General features: G+C 73.6%; 22 protein-coding genes. 3 read left to right on the top strand and 19 right to left on the bottom strand.

What is annotated here, in order from left to right:
* Positions 1-120: 120 nt before the first annotated feature.
* The 17 genes from CRP39_RS02545 to CRP39_RS02470 all read right to left on the bottom strand — a co-directional run bounded on the left by CRP39_RS02545 (position 121) and on the right by CRP39_RS02470 (position 18,217).
* Complete coding sequence (locus CRP39_RS02545) at positions 121-1,140, bottom strand: phosphotransferase family protein (protein WP_097204068.1); 1,020 nt, start codon at positions 1,138-1,140, stop codon at positions 121-123.
* Positions 1,137-2,363, bottom strand: coding sequence for an acyl-CoA dehydrogenase family protein (locus CRP39_RS02540; protein ID WP_097204066.1), 1,227 nt, complete (start codon positions 2,361-2,363; stop codon positions 1,137-1,139). Before CRP39_RS02540 ends, CRP39_RS02545 begins: the two co-directional genes overlap by 4 nt.
* Positions 2,364-2,466: 103 nt before the next feature.
* A complete protein-coding gene (locus CRP39_RS02535) occupies positions 2,467-3,651 on the bottom strand; it encodes a thiolase family protein (protein ID WP_097204065.1) in 1,185 nt (394 codons plus the stop codon).
* A 284-nt stretch (positions 3,652-3,935) separates the two neighbouring features.
* Positions 3,936-5,177 carry an LLM class flavin-dependent oxidoreductase gene (locus CRP39_RS02530; protein ID WP_097204062.1) on the bottom strand — a complete coding sequence of 414 codons (1,242 nt, stop codon included), beginning with the start codon at positions 5,175-5,177 and terminating at the stop codon, positions 3,936-3,938.
* Between the two features lie 25 nt (positions 5,178-5,202).
* Complete coding sequence (locus CRP39_RS02525) at positions 5,203-5,508, bottom strand: EthD family reductase (protein WP_097204060.1); 306 nt, start codon at positions 5,506-5,508, stop codon at positions 5,203-5,205.
* 81 nt (positions 5,509-5,589) lie between these two features.
* The gene (locus tag CRP39_RS02520; protein ID WP_097204058.1) at positions 5,590-6,360 is read right to left on the bottom strand and encodes an SDR family NAD(P)-dependent oxidoreductase; all 771 of its coding nucleotides are present in this window, start codon (positions 6,358-6,360) and stop codon (positions 5,590-5,592) included.
* Between the two features lie 25 nt (positions 6,361-6,385).
* On the bottom strand, positions 6,386-7,159 hold the full coding sequence (locus CRP39_RS02515; protein WP_097204056.1) for an alpha/beta fold hydrolase: 774 nt from the start codon (positions 7,157-7,159) through the stop codon (positions 6,386-6,388).
* 174 nt (positions 7,160-7,333) lie between these two features.
* Positions 7,334-8,125 (bottom strand): SDR family NAD(P)-dependent oxidoreductase, encoded by a 792-nt coding sequence (locus CRP39_RS02510; protein ID WP_097204054.1) that lies wholly within the window; start codon positions 8,123-8,125, stop codon positions 7,334-7,336.
* A 141-nt stretch (positions 8,126-8,266) separates the two neighbouring features.
* Entirely contained in the window at positions 8,267-9,769 is a 1,503-nt protein-coding gene (locus CRP39_RS02505) for an ABC transporter substrate-binding protein (protein WP_143426535.1), read from the bottom strand.
* 105 nt (positions 9,770-9,874) lie between these two features.
* On the bottom strand, positions 9,875-10,045 hold the full coding sequence (locus CRP39_RS27140; protein ID WP_216359582.1) for a hypothetical protein: 171 nt from the start codon (positions 10,043-10,045) through the stop codon (positions 9,875-9,877).
* A gap of 302 nt (positions 10,046-10,347) precedes the next feature.
* Entirely contained in the window at positions 10,348-11,838 is a 1,491-nt protein-coding gene (locus CRP39_RS02500; RefSeq protein ID WP_143426533.1) for an ABC transporter substrate-binding protein, read from the bottom strand.
* Between the two features lie 305 nt (positions 11,839-12,143).
* Entirely contained in the window at positions 12,144-12,941 is a 798-nt protein-coding gene (locus CRP39_RS02495) for an SDR family NAD(P)-dependent oxidoreductase (RefSeq protein ID WP_097204048.1), read from the bottom strand.
* A gap of 117 nt (positions 12,942-13,058) precedes the next feature.
* The gene (locus CRP39_RS02490) at positions 13,059-14,099 is read right to left on the bottom strand and encodes a zinc-dependent alcohol dehydrogenase (protein WP_097204046.1); all 1,041 of its coding nucleotides are present in this window, start codon (positions 14,097-14,099) and stop codon (positions 13,059-13,061) included.
* A gap of 12 nt (positions 14,100-14,111) precedes the next feature.
* Positions 14,112-15,155: an ABC transporter ATP-binding protein gene (locus tag CRP39_RS02485; RefSeq protein ID WP_245853514.1), complete on the bottom strand. Its 1,044-nt coding sequence runs from the start codon at positions 15,153-15,155 to the stop codon at positions 14,112-14,114.
* A gap of 74 nt (positions 15,156-15,229) precedes the next feature.
* Entirely contained in the window at positions 15,230-16,255 is a 1,026-nt protein-coding gene (locus tag CRP39_RS02480; protein ID WP_097204044.1) for an ABC transporter ATP-binding protein, read from the bottom strand.
* Between the two features lie 28 nt (positions 16,256-16,283).
* Positions 16,284-17,276 (bottom strand): ABC transporter permease, encoded by a 993-nt coding sequence (locus tag CRP39_RS02475; protein ID WP_097204043.1) that lies wholly within the window; start codon positions 17,274-17,276, stop codon positions 16,284-16,286.
* On the bottom strand, positions 17,273-18,217 hold the full coding sequence (locus tag CRP39_RS02470; RefSeq protein WP_097204041.1) for an ABC transporter permease: 945 nt from the start codon (positions 18,215-18,217) through the stop codon (positions 17,273-17,275). Before CRP39_RS02470 ends, CRP39_RS02475 begins: the two co-directional genes overlap by 4 nt.
* Positions 18,218-18,712: 495 nt before the next feature.
* Between CRP39_RS02470 and CRP39_RS02465 the strand changes: the two genes are divergently transcribed.
* The 3 genes from CRP39_RS02465 (at position 18,713) to CRP39_RS02455 (ending at position 22,729) form a co-directional block, all read left to right on the top strand.
* The gene (locus tag CRP39_RS02465; protein WP_097204039.1) at positions 18,713-19,516 is read left to right on the top strand and encodes an alpha/beta fold hydrolase; all 804 of its coding nucleotides are present in this window, start codon (positions 18,713-18,715) and stop codon (positions 19,514-19,516) included.
* A gap of 95 nt (positions 19,517-19,611) precedes the next feature.
* Entirely contained in the window at positions 19,612-21,108 is a 1,497-nt protein-coding gene (locus CRP39_RS02460) for an MFS transporter (protein WP_097204038.1), read from the top strand.
* Positions 21,109-21,157: 49 nt separating this feature from the next.
* Positions 21,158-22,729, top strand: coding sequence for an AMP-binding protein (locus CRP39_RS02455; RefSeq protein WP_245853512.1), 1,572 nt, complete (start codon positions 21,158-21,160; stop codon positions 22,727-22,729).
* A 60-nt stretch (positions 22,730-22,789) separates the two neighbouring features.
* Here the strand turns inward: CRP39_RS02455 and CRP39_RS02450 are convergent, their stop codons facing one another.
* Complete coding sequence (locus CRP39_RS02450) at positions 22,790-24,709, bottom strand: helix-turn-helix domain-containing protein (RefSeq protein ID WP_097204036.1); 1,920 nt, start codon at positions 24,707-24,709, stop codon at positions 22,790-22,792.
* Positions 24,706-26,754, bottom strand: a complete 2,049-nt coding sequence (locus CRP39_RS02445) for a helix-turn-helix domain-containing protein (protein ID WP_143426531.1) — start codon at positions 26,752-26,754, stop codon at positions 24,706-24,708. The genes CRP39_RS02450 and CRP39_RS02445 overlap by 4 nt, the downstream gene beginning before the upstream one ends.
* Positions 26,755-26,777 lie beyond the last annotated feature (23 nt).

Raw genomic sequence — 26,777 nt, 5'->3', positions numbered from 1 at the left:
CGCCGGGTCGTCCGGCGGGTGGTCCTGGTGCCGGTCGGCCGGCTCACCAGCAGGGCCCGCGCCAGGTGCTCAGCGGTCGGCCCGGCCGCCGGGTACGTGGGGGCGCCGCCGGCGTGCCGGTCATCGGCGTGCGAGAGCCGACAGGCCGTCGGCGACGAGGTCGGGCACGGCCTCGGCCGCGCGGCGGGCGTCCCGGCCGGCGTCGGCGCCCGCGTGCGCCCGGTGGGCGATGCCCGCGGCGATGACGGCGAGCTTCAGGTGGGCCAGCCCCAGGTAGAACGGCCAGTCGCCGAGGTCGCGGTCGGACTCGCGGGTGTAGGCCTCGGCGAGGGCGTCGGGTGCGGGCAGCCGGGGGCTGGTCCACGCCGCGGGGATGCCGAGGACCACGTCGAGGGCCGGGTGCCGGTAGACGCACATCAGCGCGACGTCGGTCAGCGGGTCACCGAGAGTGGACAGCTCCCAGTCGACGACGGCACGGACCGTCCCCGGGTCGGTCCGGTCGAGGATGGCGTTGTCGATGCGGTAGTCCCCGTGCACGACGGCGACCTCCCCCGCGGCCGGCACCCGGTCGACGAGCAGGGCGTGCAGCCGTTCGAGGTCGGCGGACTCCCGCGTGCGGACGGAGTCCCACTGCCGCCGCCACAGCGCCACCTGCCGGGTGAGGAAGCCCTCCGGCCGGCCGAAGCCGCGCAGCCCCACGGCGTCGACGTCGACCGCGTGCAGCGCCACGAGCACCTCGACCAGCCCGGCGGTGGTGCGCCGCACCGCGTCGTCGGAGAGGGCGGCCAGCTCGTCCTGGTCGCGGACGACCACGCCGTCCACCCACTCCACGACGGTGAAGGGCGCGCCCAGCACCGTGTCGTCCTCGCACAGGCTGATCGGCCGGGCGACGGGCACCTCGGTCCCCTGCAGCGCACTGGTGACCCGGTGCTCCCGGGCCATGTCGTGTGCCGAGGCGGTGAGGCCGGCCAGCGGCGGACGGCGCACCACCCACCGGGACGACCCGTCGGTCACCGCGAAGGTCAGGTTGGACCGGCCGCCGGCGATCAGCTCCCCGCGTAGGGGGCCGGCGAGGTCGACCCCGCGGGCGGCCAGGTGCGCGTGCAGCGCGTCCAGGTCCAGACCCGGCAGGCCGGTCACGACGCCGTCCGCGACCGGGCGGCCCGGACCGCCCGCTTGGCGATGGCGAACCGGTGCACCTCCGAGGGCCCGTCGTAGACCCGGAACGGGCGCACCTCGCGGGCGATGCGGGCGATCGGCAGGTCCGCCGACACCCCCAGCCCCCCGCACAGCTGCATCGCCCGGTCCACGACCCGGCCGATCGCCTCGCCGCCGAAGGTCTTGGCGATCGAGGTCTCCTGGCCGGCCGACGACCCGGCGTCCAGCGCCGCGCACGCCACGTCGAGCAGGGCCCGGGTCGCGGCGAGGTCGATCTCGTTGTCCGCGATCAACTGCTGCGCCAACCCCAGGTCGGCGATCGCGCTGCCGAAGCCACGGCGCGCCGTCGCGTGCTCCACCGCGACCTCGTGCGCCCGCACGGCGGCGCCCAGCCAGCGCATGACGTGGGTCATCCGCGCCGGCCCCAGCCGCACCTGGGCGTTGGCGAAGCCCTGGTCGACCTCTCCCAGCACCGCGTCGTCGGGGACGACGAGCCCGTCGAAGACCACCTCGCAGTGCCCGCCGACCATCGAGCGGTCCATCGTCGGCACGTGCCGGCCCACCTCGATGCCGGGTGCACCGGCCGGGGCGAGGAACATCGTGCCGCCGCCGCGCGCGCCCGGCTCCCCGCTGGTGCGGGCCATCACGATGAAGAAGCCCGCCCCGTCGGCGCCGGTGATGAACGTCTTGCGCCCGTCGATCCGCCACCCCCCGGGCACCCGGGACGCCGTCGTCGCCAGTGCCGACGGGTCCGACCCCGCCCCGGGCGCCGGCTCGGTCATCGCGAACGCCGAGCGCACCTCCCCCGCCACCAGCGGGGCCAGGTACTCCTGCTGCTGTGCCGGGGTGGCGACGTGCGCCAGCAGGTGCACGTTGCCCTCGTCCGGCGCCGCGACGTTGATCGCCAGCCCGCCGAACACCGAGTAGCCGGCCGCCTCGAACACCCGGGCCCGCTGCGTCATCGACAGCCCGAGCCCGCCGAACTCGACCGGTGCGTGCGGTGCCAGCAGGCCCCGCTCGCGCGCGGCCGCCTGCAGCTCCCGGCGCAGGCCGTCCCCGCCTGCGGCGGTCACGTCCCCGTCGAACCGGTCGTCCACCGGCAGGACGACCTCCCGGACGAACTCCCGTGTCCGCGCGACGAGGTCGGGCACGTCGGGCGCACCGGGCCGGTCGCCGGCGCCGGTGGTGGCCTGGAGGGTGCTCACCGCGTCGTTCTCCTCACGTCGGGGTCGGTCGGGGTGGGGGCGACGGCGCCCGGATCCCTCCGCCGGCCGCCCCGGGACGCTGCGGGGCGGCCGGCGGGTGGGGTCAGTCGATGCGGCGGAAGAGGGCGGCCAGTGCCTGGCCGCCGCCGATGCACATCGACACGACGCCGAGCTCCAGGTCGCGCCGGATCAGGTCCTGCACCACGCGCAGGGTCAGGATCGCGCCGGTCGCGCCGACGGGGTGCCCCAGCGCGATCGCCCCGCCGTAGGGGTTGGTGCGCTCCGGGTCCAGGCCGGCGTCGCGGACGCAGGCCACGGCCTGCGCGGCGAAGGCCTCGTTCAGCTCGACGGTGCCGATGTCGGCCGGCGTGGTCCCGGTCTGCTCGAACAGCGCCCGCAGCGCCAGCACCGGGGCGTAGCCCATGAGTTCGGGCTCCAGCGCCGCGGTGGTCACCGCCTCCAGCGCGACCAGCCCGGTGGCGCCGCGGTCGCGGGCGGCCTCCTCGGTGGTGAGCACCAGCGCGGCCCCGCCGTCGTTGATCCCCGAGGCGTTGCCCGCCGTGACCGTGCCGCCGGCGGCGAACGCAGGCCGGAGCGCGGCCAGCGCCTCCGCCGTGGTGCCGGGCTTGGGGTGCTCGTCAACGGCGACCGTGGTCGGCCGGCGCCCACCGGTGGACACCGGCGTGATCTCCTCGTCGAAGACCGCCTTCGCCTCGGGCGTGGCGGCGCGGCGCTGGGACTCCAGCGCGAACTCGTCCTGCGCCTCGCGGCTGATGTCGTACTTCTCGGCGACCCGCTCGGCGGTCACGCCCATGTGGATGTCGTGGAAGGGGTCGGTGAGCATCATGACCGTGCCGTCGACCAGCGTGCGGTCGCCCAGCCGGTAGCCGTTGCGCGCCCCGAAGTCGTAGAACGGCATCCGCGACATCGACTCGTCGCCACCGGCGAGCGCGACCCGGGCCGCCCCCCAGCGGATCTGCATCGCCGCCGACCACACCGCCTGCAGCCCGGAGCCGCACAGCCGGTTGACCGTGTGCGCCGGGGTCCGGGCGGGCAGCCCCGCGGCCAGGGCCACCCGCCGGGCGTTGTAGGCATCCGGGCCGACCTGGCCGATGCAGCCCATGACGACCTCGTCGACGTCCTCCGGCGCGACCGAGGTGCGCTCCAGCGCGGCCCGGGCGGCCGTGGCGCCGAGCTCGTGCGCCGGCACGTCCTTCAGGGCGCCGCCGAAGCTGCCCACCGGGGTCCGGGCGCCGCCCAGCACGACGATCCGACTGTTCTGCGACATGCTCTCTTCTCTCTTCCTCACTGCGGGTACACGCGGCGTCCACGGGACCGCCCCGACCCGGTCCGTACCGGGTCCGGCCGCCCCGTGCCGGCCGGACACGGGGTGCCCGGTGGCGCCGGCGGCCGGCGGCGCGGACCGCCTTGCCGGACACCGAGCCGTGGTGTCGCTCACCCGGAAGGACACCACGCGCGCGGCGTCCTCGGGCCGAACGACCCGCCGCGGGACGCCCGGAGCCGGCCCCAGTGGGCCGGACGGCGCGGCGCCGTCCGGCCCCGGACGCGGGACTACCGGGGCAGCCCGCTGCCGAACTTCGCGGCCACCCGCTCCTGGGAGACCTTCGGCGTCCAGCGGTCCTCCTGGTCCGACCACAGGTCACGCAGCTGGGGCATGACCTCGGTGCCGAACAGCCGGTTGTTCTCCGCCGCGACCTCCTCGGGGAGGTTGCCGACGTGCATGCAGGTGATCAGCTGGCCGATCCGCAGGTCGGTCGCCAGCTCCCGCACGCGCTGCGCCACCCGCTCCGGGGTGCCGGCGATGATGTAGCCCAGCTCGTCGTACTCCCAGAAGCTGAGCTCGCCGCGGGCGGCCTTGAGCCGCTCCTCGTTGCTGATCACCTTGGCCCGGTCGAGGGTGCTCCGGATCGACGCGGGGGTGTTGTACCCCGGCGGGGTCGCGAACTCGATGGCCGTGGGGTTCTGCCGGTAGAAGTACTTGACCGCATCGGCGTACTGCCGCTCGGCCTCCTCGTCGGTGTCGGCGCAGCAGATCACCTGGGTGAAGGCCATGCGGTTGGGGTTCATGTTGCCGCCCTGGCTCTCGGTGTAGTCCCAGAACCCCTTCACGATGGGCTCGGCGCTCTGCTTCCCCGAGAAGGAGAGATAGCCGTAGCAGTAGTCCAGCGCGTTGACGACGTCCCAGGTCTCCGGGCTCCCGCTGCCGGGGATCCAGACCGGGAGCTCCTCCTGGATGGGCCGCGGCCACGGGTTGACGTAGCGCAGCTGCGTGTACTTGCCGTTGAAGGCGAAGGGCTCCTCGGCCTTCCAGGCGCGGGTGATCAGGTCCCGGGCCTCGTGGAAGCGCTCGCGCAGCTCGATCGGCGGGACCCCGTAGGAGAACGCGGTGTCCATGGGGGTCCCGAACACGATGCCGGCGATGATGCGGCCGCCGGAGAGGCAGTCCAGCATCGCGATCTCCTCGGCCACCCGGATCGGCGGCTTGTACAGCGCCAGGGAGTTGCCGCACAGCGCGATCGCCGCGTTCTCCGTCGTCGCCGCGAGGATGCTGGCGATCAGGTTCGGCGACGGCGTCATCGCCAGCGACGTCTGGTGGTGCTCGTTGAGCAGCAACGAGTCCCAGCCCAGCCCGTCGGCCTGCTGCATCAGCCGGATGTACATGTGGTAGTCCTCGCCCACCTGGGCGGGGTCGGTGACGTTGATGGGCGCCGTCACCCACGAGCTGCGGTTCACGTCGCCGTAGTCCGGGGGCAGCTTGGTGTAGTACTGCTGGGCGAACCAGTGGAACTTCATCGAAGAGGTCCTCTTCCCGGCCGGGTCAGGCGACGATGCCGACGAGGTGGGTGGCCGAGGTCGTGCCGGGGAAGTTGGCGACGTCGGCGCCGAGCGCCTTGCCCTCCTCCGAGGCCAGACCGGCCTGCATGGTCGCCGGGTCGTCGAACGTCAGCTCGGCCATGAGGTGGTACTTCGGCAGCGAGCCGTCGGGACCCGGCTGGAACAGCGTGACCTCGATGTCGTTGAGGCCCGGCACCTTGCGGGCCAGCGGAACGTGGTTGGCCATGTAGTAGGCCTCGAACGCCTCGACGTCGGAGGGGCGGTCGTACAGGACGGTCAGCTTGATCACGGGAGCCCTCCAGGGCAGGTGGTGTGGGTGGAACGGGAAGGGGTCGGCCCGGCCGGTCGCCGGGCCGGAGGCGGCGGCAGCTCAGCGGCCGCTGGAGCCGGCCTCCATCGCGCCGCCGTCGACGCGGTAGGTCTCGCCGTTGACGAAGGCCGACTCGTCCGAGGCGAGGAACAGCACCATGTTTGCGATGTCGCTGGGCAGCCCCACCCGCGGTGAGGCGACCGTGGCCAGGGCCGCGGTCGGCAGGTCGGGCACGGCGTCGAGCAGCTGCTGGGTCTGGATGACCCCGGGGGCGATCGCGTTGCAGCGCACCCCCTGCTTGCCGTGCTGGGCGGCGATGTACCGGGTCAGCCCGATGACGGCGGCCTTCGTCGTCCCGTAGGCGGTCAGCGCCGTGCTGCCCCGCAGGCCGCCGACGGAGGCCATGTTGATGATCGACCCGCCGCCGTTCTCGACCATGTGCGGCAGCGCGTACTTGCACATCAGGAAGATGCTGCGCACGTTGGTCGCGAACGCGCGGTCCCACATCTCGATCGACGTGTCGACCACCGTGGAGTCGGTGAACCAGGCGTCGGGCCCGACCAGCGCGGCGTTGTTGTGGATGACGTCCACCCGGCCGTGCTCGGCCAGGACCGCCTCGACCAGCTCCTGGATCGACTGCTGCTCCGTCGCGTTGAAGTACACCGGGGTCGCGGCGTCCCCGATCATCGCGGCGGTCTCCTTGGCGCCGTCCAGGTTCAGGTCCGCGATGACCACCCTCGCGCCCTCTCGTGCCAGGGTGACCGCCGTCTCCCGGCCGATACCCGCCGCGCCACCGGTGACCAGCGCGACCTTGCCCTCGACCCTGCCCATGTCGTCTCCTCCTCCGTCGATCCGGTCAGGCGTCCAGGAACTTGCCGACCACCGACACGAACTCGTCCTCCTGCTCGACCATCGGGTAGTGGCCCGCGGCGTCGATGAGGGCCAGCTCGGCGTTCGGGACCAGCCGGACGAACTCGTCGGCGTAGGACACCGGGAGCAGCCCGTCGGAGGTGCCGTGGACGACGAGCGTCGGGGCGTCGATCAGCGGCAGCCGCCGCCGCAGGCCGCGGTCGGCGATCGGCCACATGAACTTGGTGGCCGTGCCGAGGTTCTGCGCGCTGAACAGGATGGCCCCGTGGGGGTCGTCCGGGTCGGGCACGAAGTTCGTCGGCTCCTGCTTGGGCGCCTCGCCGTGCCACTTGGCCGCCTTGACCTCGGCCGCCGCGCCGAAGGGGTCCAGCGCCGGCTCGTCGTCCAGCCAGACGCCGAAGGCGTTGACCAGCACGAGCCGGCGGACCAGCTGGGGGGCGATGGCCGCCAGCTCGGCGGCGAACATCCCGCCGAGGGAGTGGCCGACGACGTCGACCTGCCCGACCCCCAGGGACTCCACCAGCTCGCGGTGGTAGAGGGCGACGTCGATGACGTCGGTGAAGTTCTGGAAGCCGGTGGACCGCCCGTAGCCCGGCAGCTCCGGGGCGAGCACGCGGCGGCTCTCCGCCAGCCGCTTGAGGAAGCCGGCGGCGCCGGGGTGGCGCTCGTAGCCGTGCAGGTACAGCAGCGGTGCCCCGCTGCCCTCCTCCCACAGCTCGACGTCGAACGTCCCGATGTTCGGGATCTCCAGCGTGGTCATCGCGTGCTCTCCTGACGGGTCGGAACGGGGATCCGGGGCGCGTTGGCCGCGACCCGGTGCTGACTGACCACGGGGGTCCAGTGGTCGGCCGACGGATCTCGCAGGTGCGGCGTCACCCGGACGCCGCACGGCTCGGTGGTCATGGCAGCGACTGCCTCCCTGGATGTCCTGTGTTCAGAAGTCCGGGCCCAGGCCGCCGATCGGCGGCATCCCGGAGTGCGCCCACAGCCCGCCGTCGGCGACCAGGTGGGTGCCGGTGACGAAGCTGGACTCGTCGGAGGCGAGGAAGAGGACCGCGTTGGCGATCTCCTCGGCGCGCCCGTAGCGGCCCATCGGGATCGCCTCGCGGATGGCCTCCCACGTCGCCGGGGCGGCGTCGTGCAGCCGGTCGATCGGCGGGGTGCCGATGGGGCCGGGGCAGACGGCATTGCACCGCACGCCCTTGCGGGCGTACTCGATGCCGGTGACCCGCGAGAGGTTGACGACGCCGGCCTTGAGCATGTTGTAGGCACCCAGCCCGAAGTCACCGGCCAGGCCGGAGACCGAGGCGGTGTTCACGATCGAGCCGCGCCCCTGGGCCAGCATCGGCTCCAGGGCCAGCTTGATCGCGTACCAGTACGAGACCAGCCCGACGTCCAGTGAGCGGCGGAGCCCGTCCCAGGTGAGGTCGCCGATCCGCCCCGCCTCGAAGGAGACGTGGTTGTTGTGGAGGACGTCGAGCCGGCCGTGGGTGCTGGTCGCGAACCCGATGACCCGCTCGAGGTCGGCCTGCCGGGAGGCGTCGGCCTCGAGGAAGTCGATCGTGGCCCCGGCCGCCCGCAGCTCCTTGGCCACGGACTCCCCCGCGGCGCCGTCGATGTCGGCGATCACCACGCGGGCGCCCTCGCGGGTGAACGCCTCCGCCGTGGCGGCGCCGATGCCGGAACCGCCGCCGGTGATGACCGCGACCTTGCCGTCGAGACGCATGCGCTGGCTTCCTCTCGGTACGGCGGCGCAGCGGTGCGCCACCGGGCTGGGATGGGGCGGAGGTGCGGCCGGGCCCCTCGGGTCCAGCGGTCGTGCACCGGGCGCGGGCGGGTCGCGTTCCCCGCCGCCCGCGCCCGGAGGTCAGGCGGTGACGCCGACGCCGCGGAAGGTGGGCGCGTAGGCCGGCTGGTAGCCCTCGGGGAACACGGCGCGGTCGGTCCAGGCGCTGGGCGGGAAGTGCGCGTGCAGCGGGAAGGAGATCATGGTCCGCTTCTCCTCCTCGACCATCCGGTGGATGGCCGGGGCGCGCTCCTCCTGCGTCGTGCCGCGCAGCGCGTCCAGCCAGGCCTGCTCGAACTCCGGGCTGGAGACGTTCCACGGGTTGCGGAAGGCCCCGGGCAGGTAGTTCTGGTACTGCACCGTCGGGTCGGCGAACGGCGCGCCCATGCCGTTGTAGACGTTGCCCTCCTGGCGGCCGTAGAAGGTGACCGGGGTCGTGGGTGACTCGATGACCCGCGTGTTGGCGGTCATCCCGGCCTCGGCGAGCATCGGGACCAGTGCCTCGGCCACCGCGCGGTGGTCGTCCAGGCTCGGCACCAGCCACTCGAACTCGACGCCGTCGGGGTAGCCGGCCTCGGCCAGCAGCTCCCGGGCCCGCTCCGGGTCGTAGCCGTGGTCGCCCTCGGGGGTGACGTCGGGGTTGTACGCCCAGTGCTCCGGCGGCATGTACTGCGCCACCGGCTCACCCAGGCCGAAGAACACGCCGTCGACGATCGCCTGCCGGTCGATCGCGTGCTCCAGCGCCTGGCGCACCCGGATGTCGTCGAACGGCGGCTTCCCGACGTTCATGTTGATCGACATGATCGACAGGCTCTTCGAGGGCGCGGAGTTCAGCCCCGCGGTCGCGGCCTGCTCGGCCTGCGAGGGGTCGAGGTAGGTCAGCTCGGCCTGGCCGGTCTGCAGCATGTTGAACCGGGTGGTCGCCGAGGTCTGCACCAGGATCTCGTAGTGCGCCGCCTTGGCCGCCTCCGGGTCCCAGTACTCCTCGTTGCGGTCGTACCGCGACACCTGACCCGGCACGTACTCCACCAGCGTGGCCATGCCGGAGCCGACCGGGTTCTGGTCCAGGTCCGGGTTGTCGAACGCCGCCGGGCTGATCATGCTGCCGAGCCGGTCGGTGAACAGGTTGGGCAGGTCACCGCCGGGCCCGTTCAGGTTCAGCCGCACGGTGAACTCGTCGACGACGTCGATGGACTCCACCCGGGCCAGCTGCCCCTTCAGCGCGCTGGTCTCCAGCGTCTTGGCCCGCTCCAGGTTGGCCTTGACCGCCTCGGCGTTGAACGGCGTCCCGTCGATGAAGGTGACGTCGTCGCGCAGCTCCAGCACCAGCGCGGTGTCGCCGTCGACGAACTCCCACGAGGTGGCCAGCTGCGGCGCCAGCTCGTCGTTCTCGTCCAGCATGATCAGCTGGTCGTAGACCAGCCGGAAGAAGATCATGTCCCAGGCGTTGCCCGAGCGGTGCGGGTCGAACGTCGAGGGGTTCTGCACGAACACGTAGCGGAACGTGCCCTCCGGGTCGATCTCCCCCTGGGCGGTGCCGGCGCCGGCCGACGACCCGCCGCCGCACGCGCTCAGCAGCAGCACCAACACTGACAGCAGGCCGGTCCACCACCGCAGGGGTCGGGCCGGCCTGCGGGCGGACGTGGTCGTACGACTCACTGCGAACCTCCAGAGGGGTGACCGGGACGGTCAGTCGGTGAACTGGCCGCCGGCCGGGTGCAGGATCTGGCCGGTGACGGACGAGGACGCGTCACTGGCGAGGACGAGGCAGGCCGCGGCGGACCGGACGTCGGTGGCCGTGCCGATGCCGCTCGCGCCACCGGTGATGACCGCGACACGGTCCTGCAATGCGTGCCCCATGCCGTCCTCCTCGCGCCCCGGTCACCGTCGACCGCCTCGCTTCCGTGCCCCTGAATCTGCTGGCTGCGGAGGGCCCGGACAACGGGACGATGACCACCTTCGGAGGCCGTTTCATGGTCCACGTCACACTGCCGGCGACCGGGTCCGCAGCGGTCCGCGAGAGCCGTTCCGGGGGCTTGAGCAGCGCACTCGTCCTGCCGGGAGCAGGCACGACGACGGCCGGGCGAGGAGTGCTCCCCGCCCGGCCGTCCGGTGCGACCGTCAGGTGGACGCGGGCCCGCTGGAGCCCGCCTCCACCCGCGTCAGGCGGTCACGCCCACCCCGCGGAAGGTCGGCGCGTAGGCCGGCTGGTAGCCCTCGGGGAACACGGCGCGGTCGGTCCAGGCGCTGGGCGGGAAGTGCGCGTGCAGCGGGAAACTCTTCCGGACGCCCTTCTCCGCCTCGACCATCCGGTGGAGCGCCTCGACCCGGTCCTCCCGCGTGGCGCCGCTGAGGGAGTCCGTCCACGCCTGCTGGAACTCGTCGGTGGTGGTGTTCCACGGGTTGGCGAACTGGCCGGGCAGGCTCCCCTGGTAGGGGATCGTCGGGTCGGCGAACGGCGCCCCCATGCCCGGGAACGCGTTGCCCTCCTGCCGGCTGTAGAAGGTCACCGGCGTCGTCGGGGACTCGATGACCCGGGTGGTCGCGCGCAGGCCCACCTCGGCGAGCATCGGCACCAGCGCCTCGGCCACCGCGCGGTGGTCGTCCAGGCTCGGCACCAGGAACTCGAAGTCCACGCCGTCGGGGTAGCCGGCCTCGGCCAGCAGCTCCCGGGCCCGCTCCGGGTCGTAGCCGTACTCGCCCTCGGGGGTGACGTCGGGGTTGTACGCCCAGTGGTCCGGCGGCATGTACTGCGCCACCGGCTCACCCAGGCCGAAGAACACCCCGTCGACGATGACCTGCCGGTCCACCGCGTGCTGCACCGCCTGGCGCACCCGGATGTCGTCGAACGGGGCCTTCCCGGTGTTCATGTACATCGACATGATCGACATGCTCTTCGACGGCGCGGAGTTCAACCCCGCGGCCTCCGCCTGCTCGGCCTGCGAGGGGTCGAGGTAGGTCAGCTCGGCCTGGCCGGTCTGCAGCATGTTGAACCGGGTGGTCGCCGAGGTCTGCACCAGGATCTCGTAGTGCGCGGCCTTCGCGGCGTCGGGGTCCCAGTACTCCTCGTTGCGGTCGTAGCGGGTCAGCTGACCCGGCACGTACTCCACCAGCGTCGCCATTCCGGAGCCGACCGGGTTCTGGTCCAGGTCGGCGTTGTCGAACGCCGCCGGGCTGATCATGCTGCCGGCGGTCGAGGAGAACAGCGCCGGCAGGTCGCCGCCGGGGCCGTTCAGGTTGATCCGCACGGTGAACTCCCCCGTCGGCTCCACCGACTCGATCCGGGCCAGCTGGCCCTTGAGCGCGCTGGTCTCCAGCGTCTTGGCCCGCTCCAGGTTCGCCTTCACCGCCTCGGCGTCGAAGGGCGTCCCGTCGATGAAGGTGACGTCGTCGCGCAGCTCCAGCACCAGCGCCGTCTCGTCGTCGACGAACTCCCACGAGGTGGCCAGCTGCGGCGCCAGCTCGTCGTTCTCGTCCAGCATGATCAGCTGGTCGTAGACCAGCCGGAAGAAGACCATGTCCCACGGGTTCGCCGACCGGTGCGGGTCGAACGTCGAGGGGTTCTGCACGAACACGTAGCGGAACGTCCCCTCCGGGTCGATCTCCCCCTGCGCCGAGGTCCCCGCCGTCGCGCCACCCCCGCAGGCGGACACCACCAGGACCAGCCCCGACAGGAGCCCGAGCCACCATCGGCGTGGTCGTGCTGTCCTGCGGGCGGACGTCGTCGTACCGCGCACGTGAGCCTCCAAGAGAGAAAGTCGGGCCGCAGCCGGTTCGTTGGCAAGGAACCTGTCGGCCCGGGGCGACCGCGACAACGGGAGGGAGACCACCCCGGGGGGCCGCGACGTGGTGCGCGTCACATGGCCCGACGCGGCGCCGACCAGGCCGGACGACGACGCGCCGGGCGGGAGCCCTCGGCTCCCGCCCGGCGCTTCCGGGTGCGTGCTGGTGCGGTCGGTCAGCCGGTGAACTGCCCCCCGGCGGGGTGCAGCATCTGGCCGGTCACGAAGGAGGACTCCGACGACGCCAGGAACAGGCAGGCCGACGCGATCTCCGCGGGGGTGCCCAGCCGGTTCATCGGGGTGATGCTCATGGCCAGGTCGTAGGCGGCCTGGTTCTGCTCGATGCCGCCGATCATCGGCGTGGCGGTGTAGCCCGGGCCGACGGCGTTCACCCGGATGCCGGTGGTCGCCAGTTCCAGCGCCATGACCTTGGTGAGCATCCACGCGCCGGCCTTGGACACGCAGTAGGGCGAGGCGCCGGCGAGCGGGATCTTCGCCGCGCTGGAGGCGATGTTGACGATCGAGCCGCCGGTGCCCTGGGCCAGCATCTGCCGGGCCAGCGCCCGGCCGGTCATCATCAGGCCGGTGACGTTGACGTCCAGGACCCGCTGGAACGCCGCGACGTCGAGGTTCACCACGTGCGTGGCGTCCTTGCCCGCCGCTCGGGTCTGCACGTTGCTGGGACCGGCGGCGGTCGCGATGCCCGCCGACGCGACGCCGACGTCGACCCGGCCGAACTCGGCGACCGCGGCGGCGACCAGGCCGTCGCAGTCGGCCTCCACCGTGGTGTCGGTGCGCACGTACAGCGCCCGCCGGCCGGCCTTCTCCACCAGGCGGAGGGTGTCGTCCGCCGGGCCGATGTCGCCGACGACGACGTCGGCGCCCTCCTCGGCGAACCGCTCGGCGGTGGCCTGCCCGATGCCGCTGGCCCCGCCGGTGATGACCGCGACCTTGCCTGCCAGTGCTGTGCCCATCTGGACTCCTCTCCCGTGGTGCGGGTGTGGCCGCCGCCCAGGCACGGGGTCCCGTGCCGGGCGTGCGGGTGCGCGGTCACCGGAGGGTCCGGCGACCGGTGGTGCGGCGTGGTGTGCTCAGCCGGCGACGACGACGACCTTGACCGAGCCGTCCACGGCGTGCTGGGCCTCGAAGGCCTCGTCCACCCGGCTCAGCGGCACCCGGTGGGACACCAGCGGCGCCACCTGCACCTCGCCCTCGGCGAGCAGCCGGAAGGCCTCGGCCGAGTCCGGCGGGGTGTAGGCGAAACTGCCCAGCAGCCGCAGCTCCTTCTGGGCGACCGTGTTGAGGTCCAACCGCGGCGTCTCGCTGGTCAGGCCGGCGATCGAGATGGTGCCGGCCGGGGCGGTGAGCTCGGGGAGCACGTCGAGCACCGAGAGCGCGCCCGAGCACTCGAACACGGTGCCGACGTTGCCGCCGCGCTGGTACGGGGAGACCGTGGTCCCCCAGCGGTCGAGGACGTGCTGGCGCAGGTCCTCGGAGCGGGCGTCGAGCACCGCGGCACCCGTGGCGGCGGCGACGGCCAGCCGGGGCGGCGAGACGTCCACCCCCAGGACGTCGGTTGCGCCGTACGCCTGCAGCACCCGCAGGACGCACTGGCCGATCGAGCCCAACCCCGTGACGAGGATCGGCCCCTGCAGGTCCGGCGCGGCCGAGCGGATCGCCCGGGTGGCCACCGACAGCGGCTCCAGGAACGCCCCCTCCTCGAAGGCGAGGGAGTCCGGCATCCGGTACAGCTGCCGGCCGAGCGCCGCCCGTGGCACCAATACCCGGTCGCTGAGCCCACCCCGGGCGCTGTTGCTCAGGTCGGCGCAGAGGTTGACGTGCCCGACGGAGCACTGCGGGCACGTCCCGCACGGCCCCATCGGGATGACCGCCACCCGGTCGCCGACCGCTATGCCGGCCACCTCGGCGCCGACCTCGCTCGCCGTCCCGGCGAACTCGTGGCCCATCGGGGCGCCCTCGGTGATCCACGCGCCCTCGGCGTAGGCGTGCACGTCGGACCCGCAGATCCCGCAGGCCTGCACATCGAGGACGACGTCGGCGGGGCCGGGGCGGGGGTCGTCGACCTCGTCGAGGGAGATCGTGCGGATGCCCTTCCAGCGAGCTGATCGCATGTCCGCCCCCTCTCAGCCCGCGACCACGGCGTGCGGCGTGGCGAGCTCCCGCACCGACCGCCCGGCCAGCTGCGGACCGCTGGTGTGCAGGTGACAGGCGACCTCGCCGGAGCCCACGGTCGGCGTGGGCAGCGGGACGACGGTCCGGCAGACGTCCATCACGTACTTGCACCGGGTGTGGAAGCGGCAGCCCGGCGGCACCCGGGAGGGGTCCGGAGGGTCGCCGGCGAGCACGATCCGCTCCCGGCTGCGCTGCAGCTTCGGCGAGGGCAGCGGGACCGCCGACAGCAGCGCCTCGGTGTACGGGTGCGCCGGGGCGTCGAAGACCCGGTCCACGTCGCCGTGCTCGACGATCTGCCCCAGGTACATGACCGCGACCCGGTCGGAGATGTGGCGCACCACCGACAGGTCGTGGGCGATGAACAGGTAGGTCAGGTCGGCGTCCCGGGACAGGTCCTCGAGCAGGCCGATGACCTGGTTCTGGGTGGAGACGTCCAGGGCGCTGACCGCCTCGTCGAGGACGAGGATCCTGGGGTCCGCGGCGATGGCCCGGGCGATGGTGATGCGCTGCCGCTGCCCGCCGGAGAACTCGTGCGGGTAGCGGTACATGTACTCCGGCGGCAGGCCCACCCGCTGCAGCAGCTCCCCGACCCGCTCCACCGTCTGCGCCCGGTCCAGGTCCAGGTGCACGTCGATCGGCTCGGCGATCGAGTCGAGTACCAGCATGGACGGGTCCAGGGACGAGTACGGGTCCTGGAACACCATCTGGATGTCCTTGCGCGCCTTGCGCATCTTGCCCGCCGGCAGGCCCAGCAGCTCCTGCCCGCCCAGCGTCACCGAGCCACCGCTGGGTTCCACCAGGCGCATGAGCCCGCGCGCCGTGGTCGACTTGCCGCAGCCGGACTCGCCGACCAGGCCCACCGTCTCTCCCGGGAACAACTGGAAGCTCACGCCGTCCACGGCCCGCAGCTCCACCCGCTCGCGGAACATCTTCCTCCGCGGCGAGAAGGTGACCTGCAGGTCCTTGACGTCCAACAGCGGCTCGACCCCGGTCACGTCCGCGCCTCCCCTGCGCTCGTGGCCCACCGTGTCCGGCACGGTGGTGTCCCCGCTCGTCCTCAACAGCTCCGTCACGTCGTCCCCCGCAGGGTCAGCTCGAGGTGCCGGAGGCACCGGGTCGTGTGCGTGGGGCCGGCCTGTTCCAGCGGCGGCGCGGCCCCGTCGGTGCACTGCGGCCGCACGTACGCGCACCGCGGGTGGAAGCGGCAGCCCGCCGGGAACGCGCCCACCTGCGGCGGGTGCCCGGGGATGCTGACCAGCGCGTCGGTGCGCTGGTCCATGCGGGGCATCGCCGCGAGCAGGCCCTCCATGTACGGGTGCTGCGGGTCCTCGAAGAGCTCGTCCAGCGGCGCGCCCTCGACGATCTGCCCGGCGTACATGACCAGCACCCGGTCGCAGACGTCGGCGACCACCCCGAGGTCGTGGGTGATGAAGATGACCGACATCCCGTGCTCGCGCTGGATCTCCCGCAGCAGCTCGAGGATCTGCGCCTGCACGGTCACGTCGAGGGCCGTGGTGGGCTCGTCGGCGATGATGATGTCCGGGGTGCACGCCAGCGCGATGGCGATCATGACCCGCTGGCGCATCCCGCCGGAGAACTCGAACGGGTACTGGCCGAACCGCCGCGCCGGGTTGGGCACCCCCACCCGGTCCAGCAGCTCGATCGCCCGGGCCTTGGACTCCTTCCGCGACAGCCCCTCGTGCCGGCGCAGGACCTCGGCGATCTGGTCGCCGACGGTGAACGCCGGGTTCAGGCTGCTCATCGGCTCCTGGAAGATCATCGCGATCTTCGGGCCCCGGATGTCGGACATCTGGCGCTGGTCCAGCGCGGTGAGGTCCTGGCCCAGCAGCCGCAGCGTGCCGGCGCGGACGCGGGTCTGACGCGGGGGCATCAGGCCGGCGATCGACAGGCAGGTGACGCTCTTGCCCGAGCCGGACTCCCCCACGATGCCGAGCGTCTCGCCCCTGCCGAGGCTGAAGGAGACGCCGTCGACGACCGTGGCCCAGCCGTCCTCGGTGAGGACCTCGACCACGAGGTCCTCCACCTCGAGCGTCGTGGTGGCCGCGGTCCTGGCCACCGGCAGTGTTCGGGTCATGTGCCCAGTCCTTCCTGTGCTCCGGTGATCAGGACTCGGTGCGCTCTTCACGGCCCAGGGCGTCGCGGAGGCCGTCGCCGAGGGTCACGAACGTGAAGACCGTCAGGGCGATGAGCACGCCCGGGAAGATGCCGAGCCAGGGGGCGCGGCCGAAGTAGAGGAAGCCCTCGCGGATCATCGAGCCCCAGCTGGCGTCGGGGGGCTGGACACCGAGGCCGAGGAAGCTCAGACCGGCCTCGGAGAGCATCGCGTAGCCGGCCGTCACCGCGATCGCCACGGTCAGCGGCGACAGCGTGTTGGGCAGGATGTGCCGCACGATGATCGTCCGGGTGCGGGTCCCGATGCTGCGGGAGGCCTCGACGAAGGTCTCCTCCTTCAGCCCGATGACCACCCCGCGGACCAGCCGGAGGAACCGGGGGGCCAGCAGGATGCCGACGGCGATCATGGCGTTGCGCAGGCTGGGGCCGAGCACCCCGACCAGCGCGATCGCCAGCAGCAGCGGCGGGAAGCTCATCGCGGCGTCGTTGAGGCGCATGACGATCATGTCGAAGCGGCCACCGAGGAAGCCGGAGAGGAACCCGGCGGGGACGCCGATCACCATGGCGACGGCCAGGGCCAGCACGATCGCCAGCAGCGACACCCGCGTGCCCATGATCAGCCGGCTCAGGATGTCGCGGCCCAGCTGGTCGCTGCCCAGCGGGTAGCCGTCGCTGAAGGGCGGCAGCAGCACGCTGCGCAGGTCCTGCTGGTTGGGGTCCGCGGGGGTGATCCACGGGGCGACGACGGCGATGAGCACGAGCACGCCCAGGACGCCGAGCGCGATGACCGCGCCGGTGTTCTTGGCCACCCGCCGTCGGAAGTTGGACCAGGCGCCGCCGCGGTGGCGGACCGGTGGGTGGGAGACCGCAGCCACGTCGGTGCCGGCGGGGAGGCCGGCGGCGGCCGGGGCGCCGGGGGCCACGGACAGCTCGGAGGTCGTCGGGCCGGTCTGGGTCGTCGGGTCGGTCTGGGACTGGGTCATCGAGGCCGCACCTTCGGGTTGAGGTAGCCGTACACGAGGTCGACGAGCAGGTTGCAGACCACGGCCACCAGGACGGCGATCAGCACGATGCCCTGGATGACCGGGATGTCGCGGGTGGTCACCGCCGCGATGGCGACCTGACCGAGGCCGGGGACGCCGAAGACCTGCTCGACCAGGACCGCCCCGCCGAGCAGTGCGGTGATCTGCAGGCCGAGGACGGTGACCAGCGGGACGCTCGCGTTCTTCATCACGTGCTTGCCCACGACCATCCGGCCGCGCAGGCCCTTGGCCCGGGCGGTGCGCACGTAGTCCTGCTGCAGGACGCCGATGATCGAGCCGCGCAGCTGCCGCGTGCTCTCCGCGGCGCCGGCGATGCCGAGGGTCAGCGCGGGCAGGACGAGATGGGTCAGCCACGCCACCGGGTCCTGCGCGAACGGGACGTACCCGGTCGCCGGGAGCCAGCCCAGGGTGAGGCTGAAGATGAGCACGAAGACCAGTCCCAGCCAGAACGACGGCAACGCGATGCCGAGGGAGGACCCCAGCGTGGCGACCCGGTCGACCCAGGTGCCGCGGCGCAGCGCGGAGACGATCGCCATCGGCACCGCGATCACCAGGGAGATGAGCAGCGCCGCGCCGGCGAGCGCCATCGAGACGGGCAGGGCGTCACCGATCGAGGTGGCCACCGCCCGGCTGGTGTACAGGGAGGTGCCCAGGTCACCGGCCATGGCACTGGTGACCCAGTCCCAGTACTGGACCAGCAACGGCCGGTCCAGGCCGAGCCGTTCGCGGATGGCCGCGACCTGCTCCACCGTGGCGTCCGGGCCGGCGATCGTGACCGCCGGGTCGCCCGGGATGAGCAGTACCAGGCCGAACACCACGAAGGTCACCAGCACCAGGACCGGAATGGTGGTCAACACCCGTAGCAGCAGGAATCTCAGCACAGATCCACCACCCCTTGATCGGAAGTAACGGGCGGCTGATCGCCTCGCGAGGCCTCGGACGGCACACGTCACCGACCGGGTCCGCGGGATCGGACCTGCCCCGGCGTCTCAGCCAGGAAGTGCCGTCACGACCCGGCGGGTGTGACGACGGCCACGGACGTTAAGGGCTGTGTGACGGGGGTCGCAACGGTCAGTTCCGTGTCGGCCGGAGATCCGGCCGAGAACGCCGGAAACCGCCCTGCGGAGTGGACCGATGCCCACCGGCGACCCGGCTGGATGTGGACGGCTCCCCATTGATCACCCCGCGCGCCCGCTCGACAGTGGGACCACCGACGCCTCGGGCGGTCAGCGCGGGATCGCTGCCGACCGGGGCGGGGGGAACCCCTCGGACGGCCCGACCGCCCGCTGCTGCACGCCGGCGGCCTGCGGCGCCCGTGCCCCGACCACACCTCGACAACCGGGCCCTCCGGGGCCCCGTGAAGGGAGCCGACCTCGATGCCGACCACGCAGGTCAACGGGATCTCGATGCACTACGAGGTCGGCGGCGACGGCCCTCCCCTCCTGCTCATCTCCGGCCTGGGCTCCAGCTCGATCGCCTGGGCCGTCGCGGCGCCCCGGCTGCGCGAGCACTTCACCGTCATCACGGTCGACAACCGGGGCACCGGGCAGACCGAGGTGCCTGCGGGCCCGTACGCGATCGACGACCTCGGCGACGACACCGCCGCGCTGGTGGAGTCCCTCGGCCTCGGGCCGGTGTCGGCGGTCGGCTGGTCCCTCGGCGGCTCGGTGCTGCAGTCGATGCTCATCCGCCACGGCGACGTGCTGTCGAAGGCAGTGCTGCTCAACGCGTTCCCGTCCTACACCGCCGTCCAGCACGCCTGGCTCGACACGGGGCTGGTGCTGCGGCGCAGCGGCGTGGACCCGGTGTCGATCGGCATCACCGGCATGCCGTGGGTCTTCACACCGCGGCTGCTCAGCGACCACGCCACGGCGACCGCGCAGGCCGAGCTGTCCCGGCTGGACCCGCACCCGACGACCCTCGAGGGCTTCGAGGCCCAGGCGGCCGGGCTGCGCGTCTACGACTCCCGGGCCCAGTTGCCCACGGTGTCGACCCCCACGCTGGTGCTCGCCGGCGCCGAGGACGTGCTGACGCCGGTGTCGCAGTCGGTCGAGATGGCCGAGCTCATCCCCACCGCGATTCTGCAGGTGCTGCCCCGCGGCGGCCACGCGATGCTGCTGGAGTACCCCGACGACACCCTCGCCGCGATCACCGCGTACCTGTCCGGGAAGACCGCGTGACCCCGGTCCGGGGCTCCGCTCCCCGGACCGGGCCGACCGCGCGCACCACGGTGAGCGCCTCGCCGCCGGCCGCCGCGCCCCGGGAGGCGTGAGTCGTGGCGCGGCCGGTGACCGTGGCGGCCGAGCAGTCCACACCGGCCGTGCCGGAGGTCAGGCACCGGGGCGCGTTCCTCGCCCTGATGTGCAGCGTCCAGTTCATCCTGCTGGTCGGTGGCACGGTCGTGGTCGTCTCGCTCCCGGCGATCCGGGCGGACCTGGACCTGGCGCCGGCCCAGCTCCAGTGGGTGCTGACGGCGTTCAGCCTGACCTTCGGCTGCCTGCTCCTCCTCGGAGGCCGTAGCGCCGACGTCTTCGGCCGGCGGCGGCTGTTCCTCGCGGGCCTGTTCGTCTTCACCCTCGGCTCGCTCCTGTGCGCCGTCGCCTCCGACGCCGGCCTGCTGATCGCCGCCCGGGCCTTCGCCGGCATCGGCGCGGCCATGGCGTCGCCGGCGGCGATGTCCCTGCTCACCACCGTCTTCGTCACCCCGCGCGAGCGCAGCTCCGCGCTGGGCGCGTGGGCGGCGATCGGGGCGTTCGGCGCCACGCTGGGCAACGTGATCGGGGGCGTCCTCACCGACATGGGTGGGTGGCGCTGGATCTTCCTGGTCAACGTGCCGGTGTGCCTGGTGGCGTTCGTCGTCGCGTTCTCCGTCGTCCCGGCGATCCGGCCGGAGCACCGGCAGCGCCTGGACGCGCGCGGCGGGCTGCTCATCACCCTGGGCGTGGCGGCGCTCATCGTCGGGCTGGCGGAGCTGCAGGTGCACGGGCCCGCACCGCGGACCTGGGCCAGCCTGGCGGCCGCCGCGGTGCTGGTCGGCCTGTTCGTCGTCGCCCAGGCCCGGGGCGCCGACCCGCTGCTCCCCCTGGGCATCTTCCGGCACCGCACCTCGTTCGGGTTCCTGTTCGTCCTGCTGACCGCGGGCGTCGGGATCGGCGCGTACTTCACCGCCTCGCTGTTCATGCAGGAGACGCTCGGCTGGTCGGCGCTGCGTGCGGGCTTCGCCTTCGTGCCGTGGGCGGCCACGGTGGCGATCACCGCGCGGGTCGTCTCCCGCACCACGCACCGGGTCGGCCCACGCCTGGTCGTCCCGCTCGGCCTGGTCCTGTGCGCCACGGGTGCCGCCCTGCTGGCGCTCGGGCTCGACAGCTCCACCGGCTACGCCGGCGGGCTGCTGGCCCCCTTCCTGCTCCTCGGCCTGGGCAGCGGGGCGATCAACGTGACCTGCACGGTGACGGCCCTGTCCGGCATCCCCGGGCACCGGCACGGCGTCGGCGCCGGCGCCCTCAACAGCACCCAGGCTCTGGGCAGCACCCTGTCGATCGCGGTCGTCGCCGTGCTGACGACGCTCGCCACCCAGCGGGCCCTCGACGGCGGTGGCAGCCTCGTGGGGAGCACGCTCGCGGGCCAGCGGTTCGCGATGCTCGTCGTGGCCGGCGTCGCCCTCACCGGCGCCGTGCTGGCCGCGATCGTGCTGCCGCGCCGGCTGCCGCGACCGGCGGCCGCCGACGAGGACGTGCTCCTGGCCCGGCCGCCCGCCGCGCCCCTGCCGTGACTGCCGGCCGCACCGCCCGGCGGCACGGCCGAACCGAGGAAGGGACCTGATGACCATGACGGCGGACCTCGACGCCCTCTCCTTCGAGCCGCTGACGCCCGTCTCCTACCTGGACCGGGCCGCCGCCTCCCACGGGGACCGGCTCGCGGTGGTCGACGGCGACCAGCGCTGGACCTACACCGAGCTGCACGACCGGTCGCAGCGGCTGGCCGGCGCTCTGGCCCCGCTGGCGCAGGGGCGGCCCGTCGCCGTCCTCGCGCCCAACACCCACGTCCTGCTCGAGGCGAGCTTCGGTGTGCCGTGGGCCGGGGTCCCCCTCGTCGCGATCAACACCCGCCTGTCGGCCGGGGAGATCGCCTACATCCTGGAGCACTCCGAGTCCGCCGTCCTGGTGCACGACCCCGCGTTCGACGCGGTGGTCGACGCGGCGCTGGCGCAGGTCGCCTACCCGCCGCGCCGGATCCGGGCCGGCGCGGAGTACGAGGAGCTGCTCGCCGCCGCCACCCCGCTGGCCCTGCGGCCGGACGACGAGCGGTCGCTGCTGTCGGTCAACTACACCTCGGGGACCACCGGCCGGCCCAAGGGCGTCATGTACCACCACCGGGGCGCCTACCTGCAGGCCCTGGCGATGGTCGGGCACACGCAGCTGTCGCCGTCCGCGGTGCACCTGTGGACCCTGCCGATGTTCCACTGCAACGGCTGGTGCTTCCCGTGGGCGGTCACCGCGGCCGCCGCCACGCACGTCTGCCTGCCGAAGGTGGACCCGGCCGAGGTGTGGCGGCTCATCCGCGCCGAGAGGGTCACCCACCTCGAGGGCGCCCCCACGGTCCTGTCGATGCTCGCCTACGCCGAGGAGGCGGCGCCGGTCGCGATTCCGGTGCGGGTGGCGACCGGGGGCGCACCGCCCAGCCCGGCGATCCTCCGCCGCATGGAGGAGCTGGGCTTCGAGGTGACCCACCTCTACGGGCTGACCGAGACGTTCGGCCCGGCGATGATCTGCGACTGGCGCCCGGAGTGGAACGGCCTGGACAACCAGACCAAGGCGCGGCTCCGCGCCCGCCAGGGCGTGGGCAACATGATCTCCTGCACCGCCCGCGTGATCGGTTCCGACGGCCAGGACGTCCCCGCCGACGGCGTCGCGGTCGGGGAGATCGCCCTGCGCGGCAACAACGTGATGCTCGGCTACCTCAAGGACGAGGAGGCGACGCGGCGGGCCGTGCCGGACGGCTGGTTCCGCACCGGCGACCTCGGCGTCGTGCACCCGGACGGCTACGTCGAGCTCCGGGACCGCAGCAAGGACGTGATCATCTCCGGCGGGGAGAACATCGCCAGCGTCGAGGTGGAGCAGGCGATCGCCGAGCACCCCGCCGTCCTCGAGGTCGCGGTCATCGCCGCGCCGGACGAGCGGTGGGGTGAGGTGCCGGTCGCCCACGTGACCCTCCACGCGGGCGCCTCGGCCACCGAGGCGGAGATCATCGAGCACGTCCGCGAGCGGCTGGCCCGGTTCAAGGCGCCCAAGGCCGTGGTGTTCGGGCCCCTCCCGAAGACCTCCACCGGGAAGATCCAGAAGTTCCGGCTCCGCGACCAGACCGGGGAGGGCGGACACCTGCCGGTCCGGTGACCGCCACCGTCCGGTCCGACCGGTCACCGGTCACCGGTCACCGGTCACCGGTCCGACCGGTCAGCGGTCGGACCGGACGGTGGCGCGGTACAGCTGCAGCGCCATCTGCACCTCCAGCGCCCCCTGCGGCTCGCGCCAGCCGGTGCCACCGAGGACCCGGTCGACGCGCTCGAGGCGCTGGTAGACGGTGTTGACGTGCACCCGCAGGCGGCGCGCGGCCTCCGGGGGGCTCTGCCCGGAGGCGAAGTAGGCCTCCACGGTGCCGAACAGGGCCGCGGAGTTCTCGGCGTCGTAGGCGAGCAACGGCCCGAGGACGCGGTCGACGACCCCCTGCACCTGCCCGGGGTTCGCCCCCTCGAGCAGCTGACCGACGATGCCCAGCTCCTGCAGGGTCGCGCCGTCGCCCTCCCGCCCGAGGGCGAGCAGCAGCCGGTGGCTGCGCGCGGCCTCCCGGTGCAACGGGTGCAGGTCCGTCCCGGTCTCCGCGGACCCCGAGGCGCCCGCGGTCACCGCCACGCCCACGGCCCGGCCCAGCTCGGCGGCGACGGTCCGGGCGGTGCTCCCGCCGTCGGTGCCGGGCAGGAGCAGGACGACCGACCCGCCGTGCTCGCTGGCCAGGCCGCGGGACCGGCCGGCGAGGCCGGCGGCGGCCGCCAGCACGGAGGACAGCGGTACCTCCGTCCCCGCGGAGCAGACGACGAGCACCTGCGGCTCACCGGGACGCAGCACGCCCAGCCGCTCCGCCCGGCGGTGCACCACGTCCGGGTCCGGCGTCCCGTCGGCCAGCAGGTCGTCGAGCAGCTCGGCGCGCAGCTCCTCCTCCAGGAGCGCGGTCTGGCGCTCCATCAGCACCAGGAGCGCCGCGGTCTGCGCCGCCCGCTCCAGCGTCCGCGTCTCCGCCTCGCTGATCGGGGTGGCGCGGGTCAGGCGCAGGCTGCCGAAGGTCTCCTTGCCCGCCCGGACGCGGACGACGGCCGACCGCGGCGCGGGGCCGCCGTCCTCCCCGTCGGCGGGCCCGGGAACCGGCCGGGGCCCGGCCGCCGCGGCCAGCACGCGCGCGTCGGTGTCCAGCAGCTCGACGGAGCCGCCCAGGAGCCGGCTGACCGTCTCGGCGAACTGGACGAGGTCGGCGCGGGTGAGCACGAGGGGCATCAGCTGTTCGTGCGCGGCGCTGGCCCGCTCCAGCACGTGCCGCTGCTCGGACAGCCGGCTGTTGACCTCGCGCAGCTCGCGGGTGGAGGCCCGCATCCCGGCGAACAGGCGGGCGTTCTCCATGACCACGGACGCGTGGTCGGCGAGGGAGGACAGCAGCGCGATCTCGGCCTGGTCGAAGGTGCGCCGGCGCCGGTCGGCCGCGAACAGTGCGCCGATGACCCGGGAGCCGAGCCTCATCGGGACGCCGACGATGCCGACGATGCCCTCCTCGCGGACGGCGGCCGCGACCGCGGGCGAGAGCGTGAGGCGCGGGTCGGCCAGGTAGTCCGCCGTGGCGACGGCCTGCCCGGTCTCGATGACCCGGCCACCGATGCCCATCCCCGGGCGCTGGCGCACCGTCTCGATCGGCGCCGTCCTGGCCCCCGAGGTGACCCGCATGTACGCGTCGCCGGTCTCCTCGTCGACCAGCGCGATGTAGGTGAGGTCTGCCCTCAGCAGCCGGCGCACCCGGTCCACGATCGCGTGCAGCGTGCCGTCGACGTCGCGCAGCGAGGTGAGGTCGCGCGCGGTCTCGTACAGCGCCTGCATCTCCGCCTCGCGCCGCTCGCGCTGCGCCAGCAGGTGCCGGATGCGGCGGGCGTCCTCGGCGGCGGTCAGCAGCACGTGCCGGTCGGGGACGTCCGGGGCATTGCGCACCCGGGTGGCGAGGGCGTCGATCTCCGCGACCGGCCGCTCGTCGGCGAGCACGTCGAGCAGCCGGGTCAGCACGTCGGCGGGGGTGCCCGGCCGGCCGGTCCGGTCGGGGCGCGCTGCGGAGCCCGTCACGAGCCGACCAGCACCTCGATCGGGACCTGCTCGACGACCCGGTGCAGCTGCAGGGCCATCTGCATGGTCAGCGCCCCCTGCGGCTCGCGCCACGTCCGGTGCCCGAGCACGGCGTCGACCCGCTCGAGGCGCTGGTAGACGGTGTTGGGGTGCACCTGGAGGGAACGGGCCGCGGCGCGCGGGTTCTGCCCGGCCGCGAAGAACACCCACAGCGTCTCGACCAGCGGCGTCCCGTGCTGCTCGTCGTAGCGGACGATCGGGCCCAGGGTCTCGGCGAGCACCTGCTCCAGCTGCTCGCGTGAGGTGCCGCTGAGCACCAGCCCGATGACCCCGAGGTCCTCGACGCCGGCGGCCTGGCCCGCGCGCCCCAGGGCGAGCAACAGGCGGTGGCAGCGGTCCGCGCTCCGGTGCAACCGCCGCACCGCGGCCGCCGAGGCGGCCGGCCCGGCGACACCGCAGGTGACCGTCCCCCCGGTCATGCGGTCCAGCTGCGGCTTGACCGCCCGGACCGCGGTGGCCCCGTCGACCTCGGGCAGCAGCAGGACCACCTTCCCGGCGTGCTCGCTGGCCAGCCCGCGGCGCGTGGCGGCGTAGTCGGCGGCGGCGCGGAGGAGGCGCCGCCGGGACACCCCGGCGGCGGTGAGCACCAGCACCGAGTGCGGCACGTCGAAGTCGATGCCGCTGACGCGCCTGGCCCTGCGGGAGAAGGAGTCCCAGCGGGGCTCCCGCTCGGCGAGCAGGTCGGCGATGACCTCTCCGCGCACGTGCTGCTCGGCCACGGCCGCCTGGCGTTCCATCAGGAGCAGGAGCGCCGCGGTCTGCGCCGAGCGCTCGAGGATGCGCACGTCGGCCTCCAGCAGCGGCGTGCCGGCGGCGAACACGAGGTGCCCGAAGGAGTCCGGGCCCGCCTGGACGGGCACCGCCCACCGCTCGGTCGCGTCGTCGGCCGCCCCGTCGAGCCGGTGCGCCGCGCCCGGGCGGGCGGTGGTCGCCGGTGACTCCCAGCCGGTGCCCACGGCGGGCAGGCCGGCGCCGGGGCCGGCCGCGGTGCTGGCCACCACCTGGCCGTTCGGGTCGACGAGCGCGACGGCCCCCTCGAGGATGCCGCCGATCGCGTCGATCAACTCGGCGAGGTCCCCCCGCCGCAGCACCGTCCGCATCAACTGGCCGTGCGCCGACGTGCCCCGTTCCAGGGCCTGCCCCTGCACGCGCAGCTGGGCGTTGGCCGCCCGCAGCTCCGCCGCCGTGCGCTCGGCGCGCTCGAACAGCCGCACGTTCTCGATGACGATCGCCGCGTGGTCGGCCAGCGAGCACAGCAGCGCGACCTCCGACGGCTCGAACGCGCGCTCGTACCGGTTGGCGCCGAACAGGGCACCGACCACGTCCCGACCGAGCCGCAGCGGCGCGCCGATGATGCCGACGATCCCGTCCTCGGCCACGGCGTCGGTGACGGAGGGATCCCGGTCCAGGCTCCGGTCCTGCTGGTAGTTGGCCGTCGCGTAGGGCCGGCCGGTCCGGATGATGCGGCCGCCGATGCCCTGGCCCGGCCGCTGACGGACCGACTGGATCGGCGTGGTCACCGTGCCGAGGGTCAGCCGCATGTAGGCCTCGCCGGTGTCGGGGTCGACCAGGGCCAGGTAGGCGGCGTCGGTCCCGAGGAGCTGACGGGTCCGCTGCAGGATGGCCTCCAGGACCTGCTCGCCGTCGCGCAGCGAGGCGAGGTCGCGGGCGCTCTCGTACAGCGCCTGCGTCTCCTTCTCCCGGTGCTTGCGGTGGGCCAGCAGCTCCCGGACCCGCCCGGCCCGCGCCAGCGCGGTCAGCGCGAGGTCCCGGTCGGTGGAGACCGCGGGGTCCAGCATGCAGCGGGACAGCCGGTCGAACGCCTCGGTGGGCGCCTCCTCGGCGAGCAGGTGCAGCAGGTGGGCGATGGCCCGGTGCGCCGCGCTCTCCGCGGCTCCGCTGCGCGGGGGGACGCCGCTGCGGGCGGCGGGGATGTCGCCCCCCGGCAGGCGGCGACTCGACATCGCGACTGGTGCGCTCGTCATGTGGCCCGGATCACCTCCGTCTC

This window comes from Geodermatophilus sabuli (assembly GCF_900215145.1).
Lineage (GTDB): Bacteria > Actinomycetota > Actinomycetes > Mycobacteriales > Geodermatophilaceae > Geodermatophilus > Geodermatophilus sabuli.
Note: the sequence above shows the minus strand (reverse complement) of the source record. Positions and strands in the feature narration are given on the sequence as shown.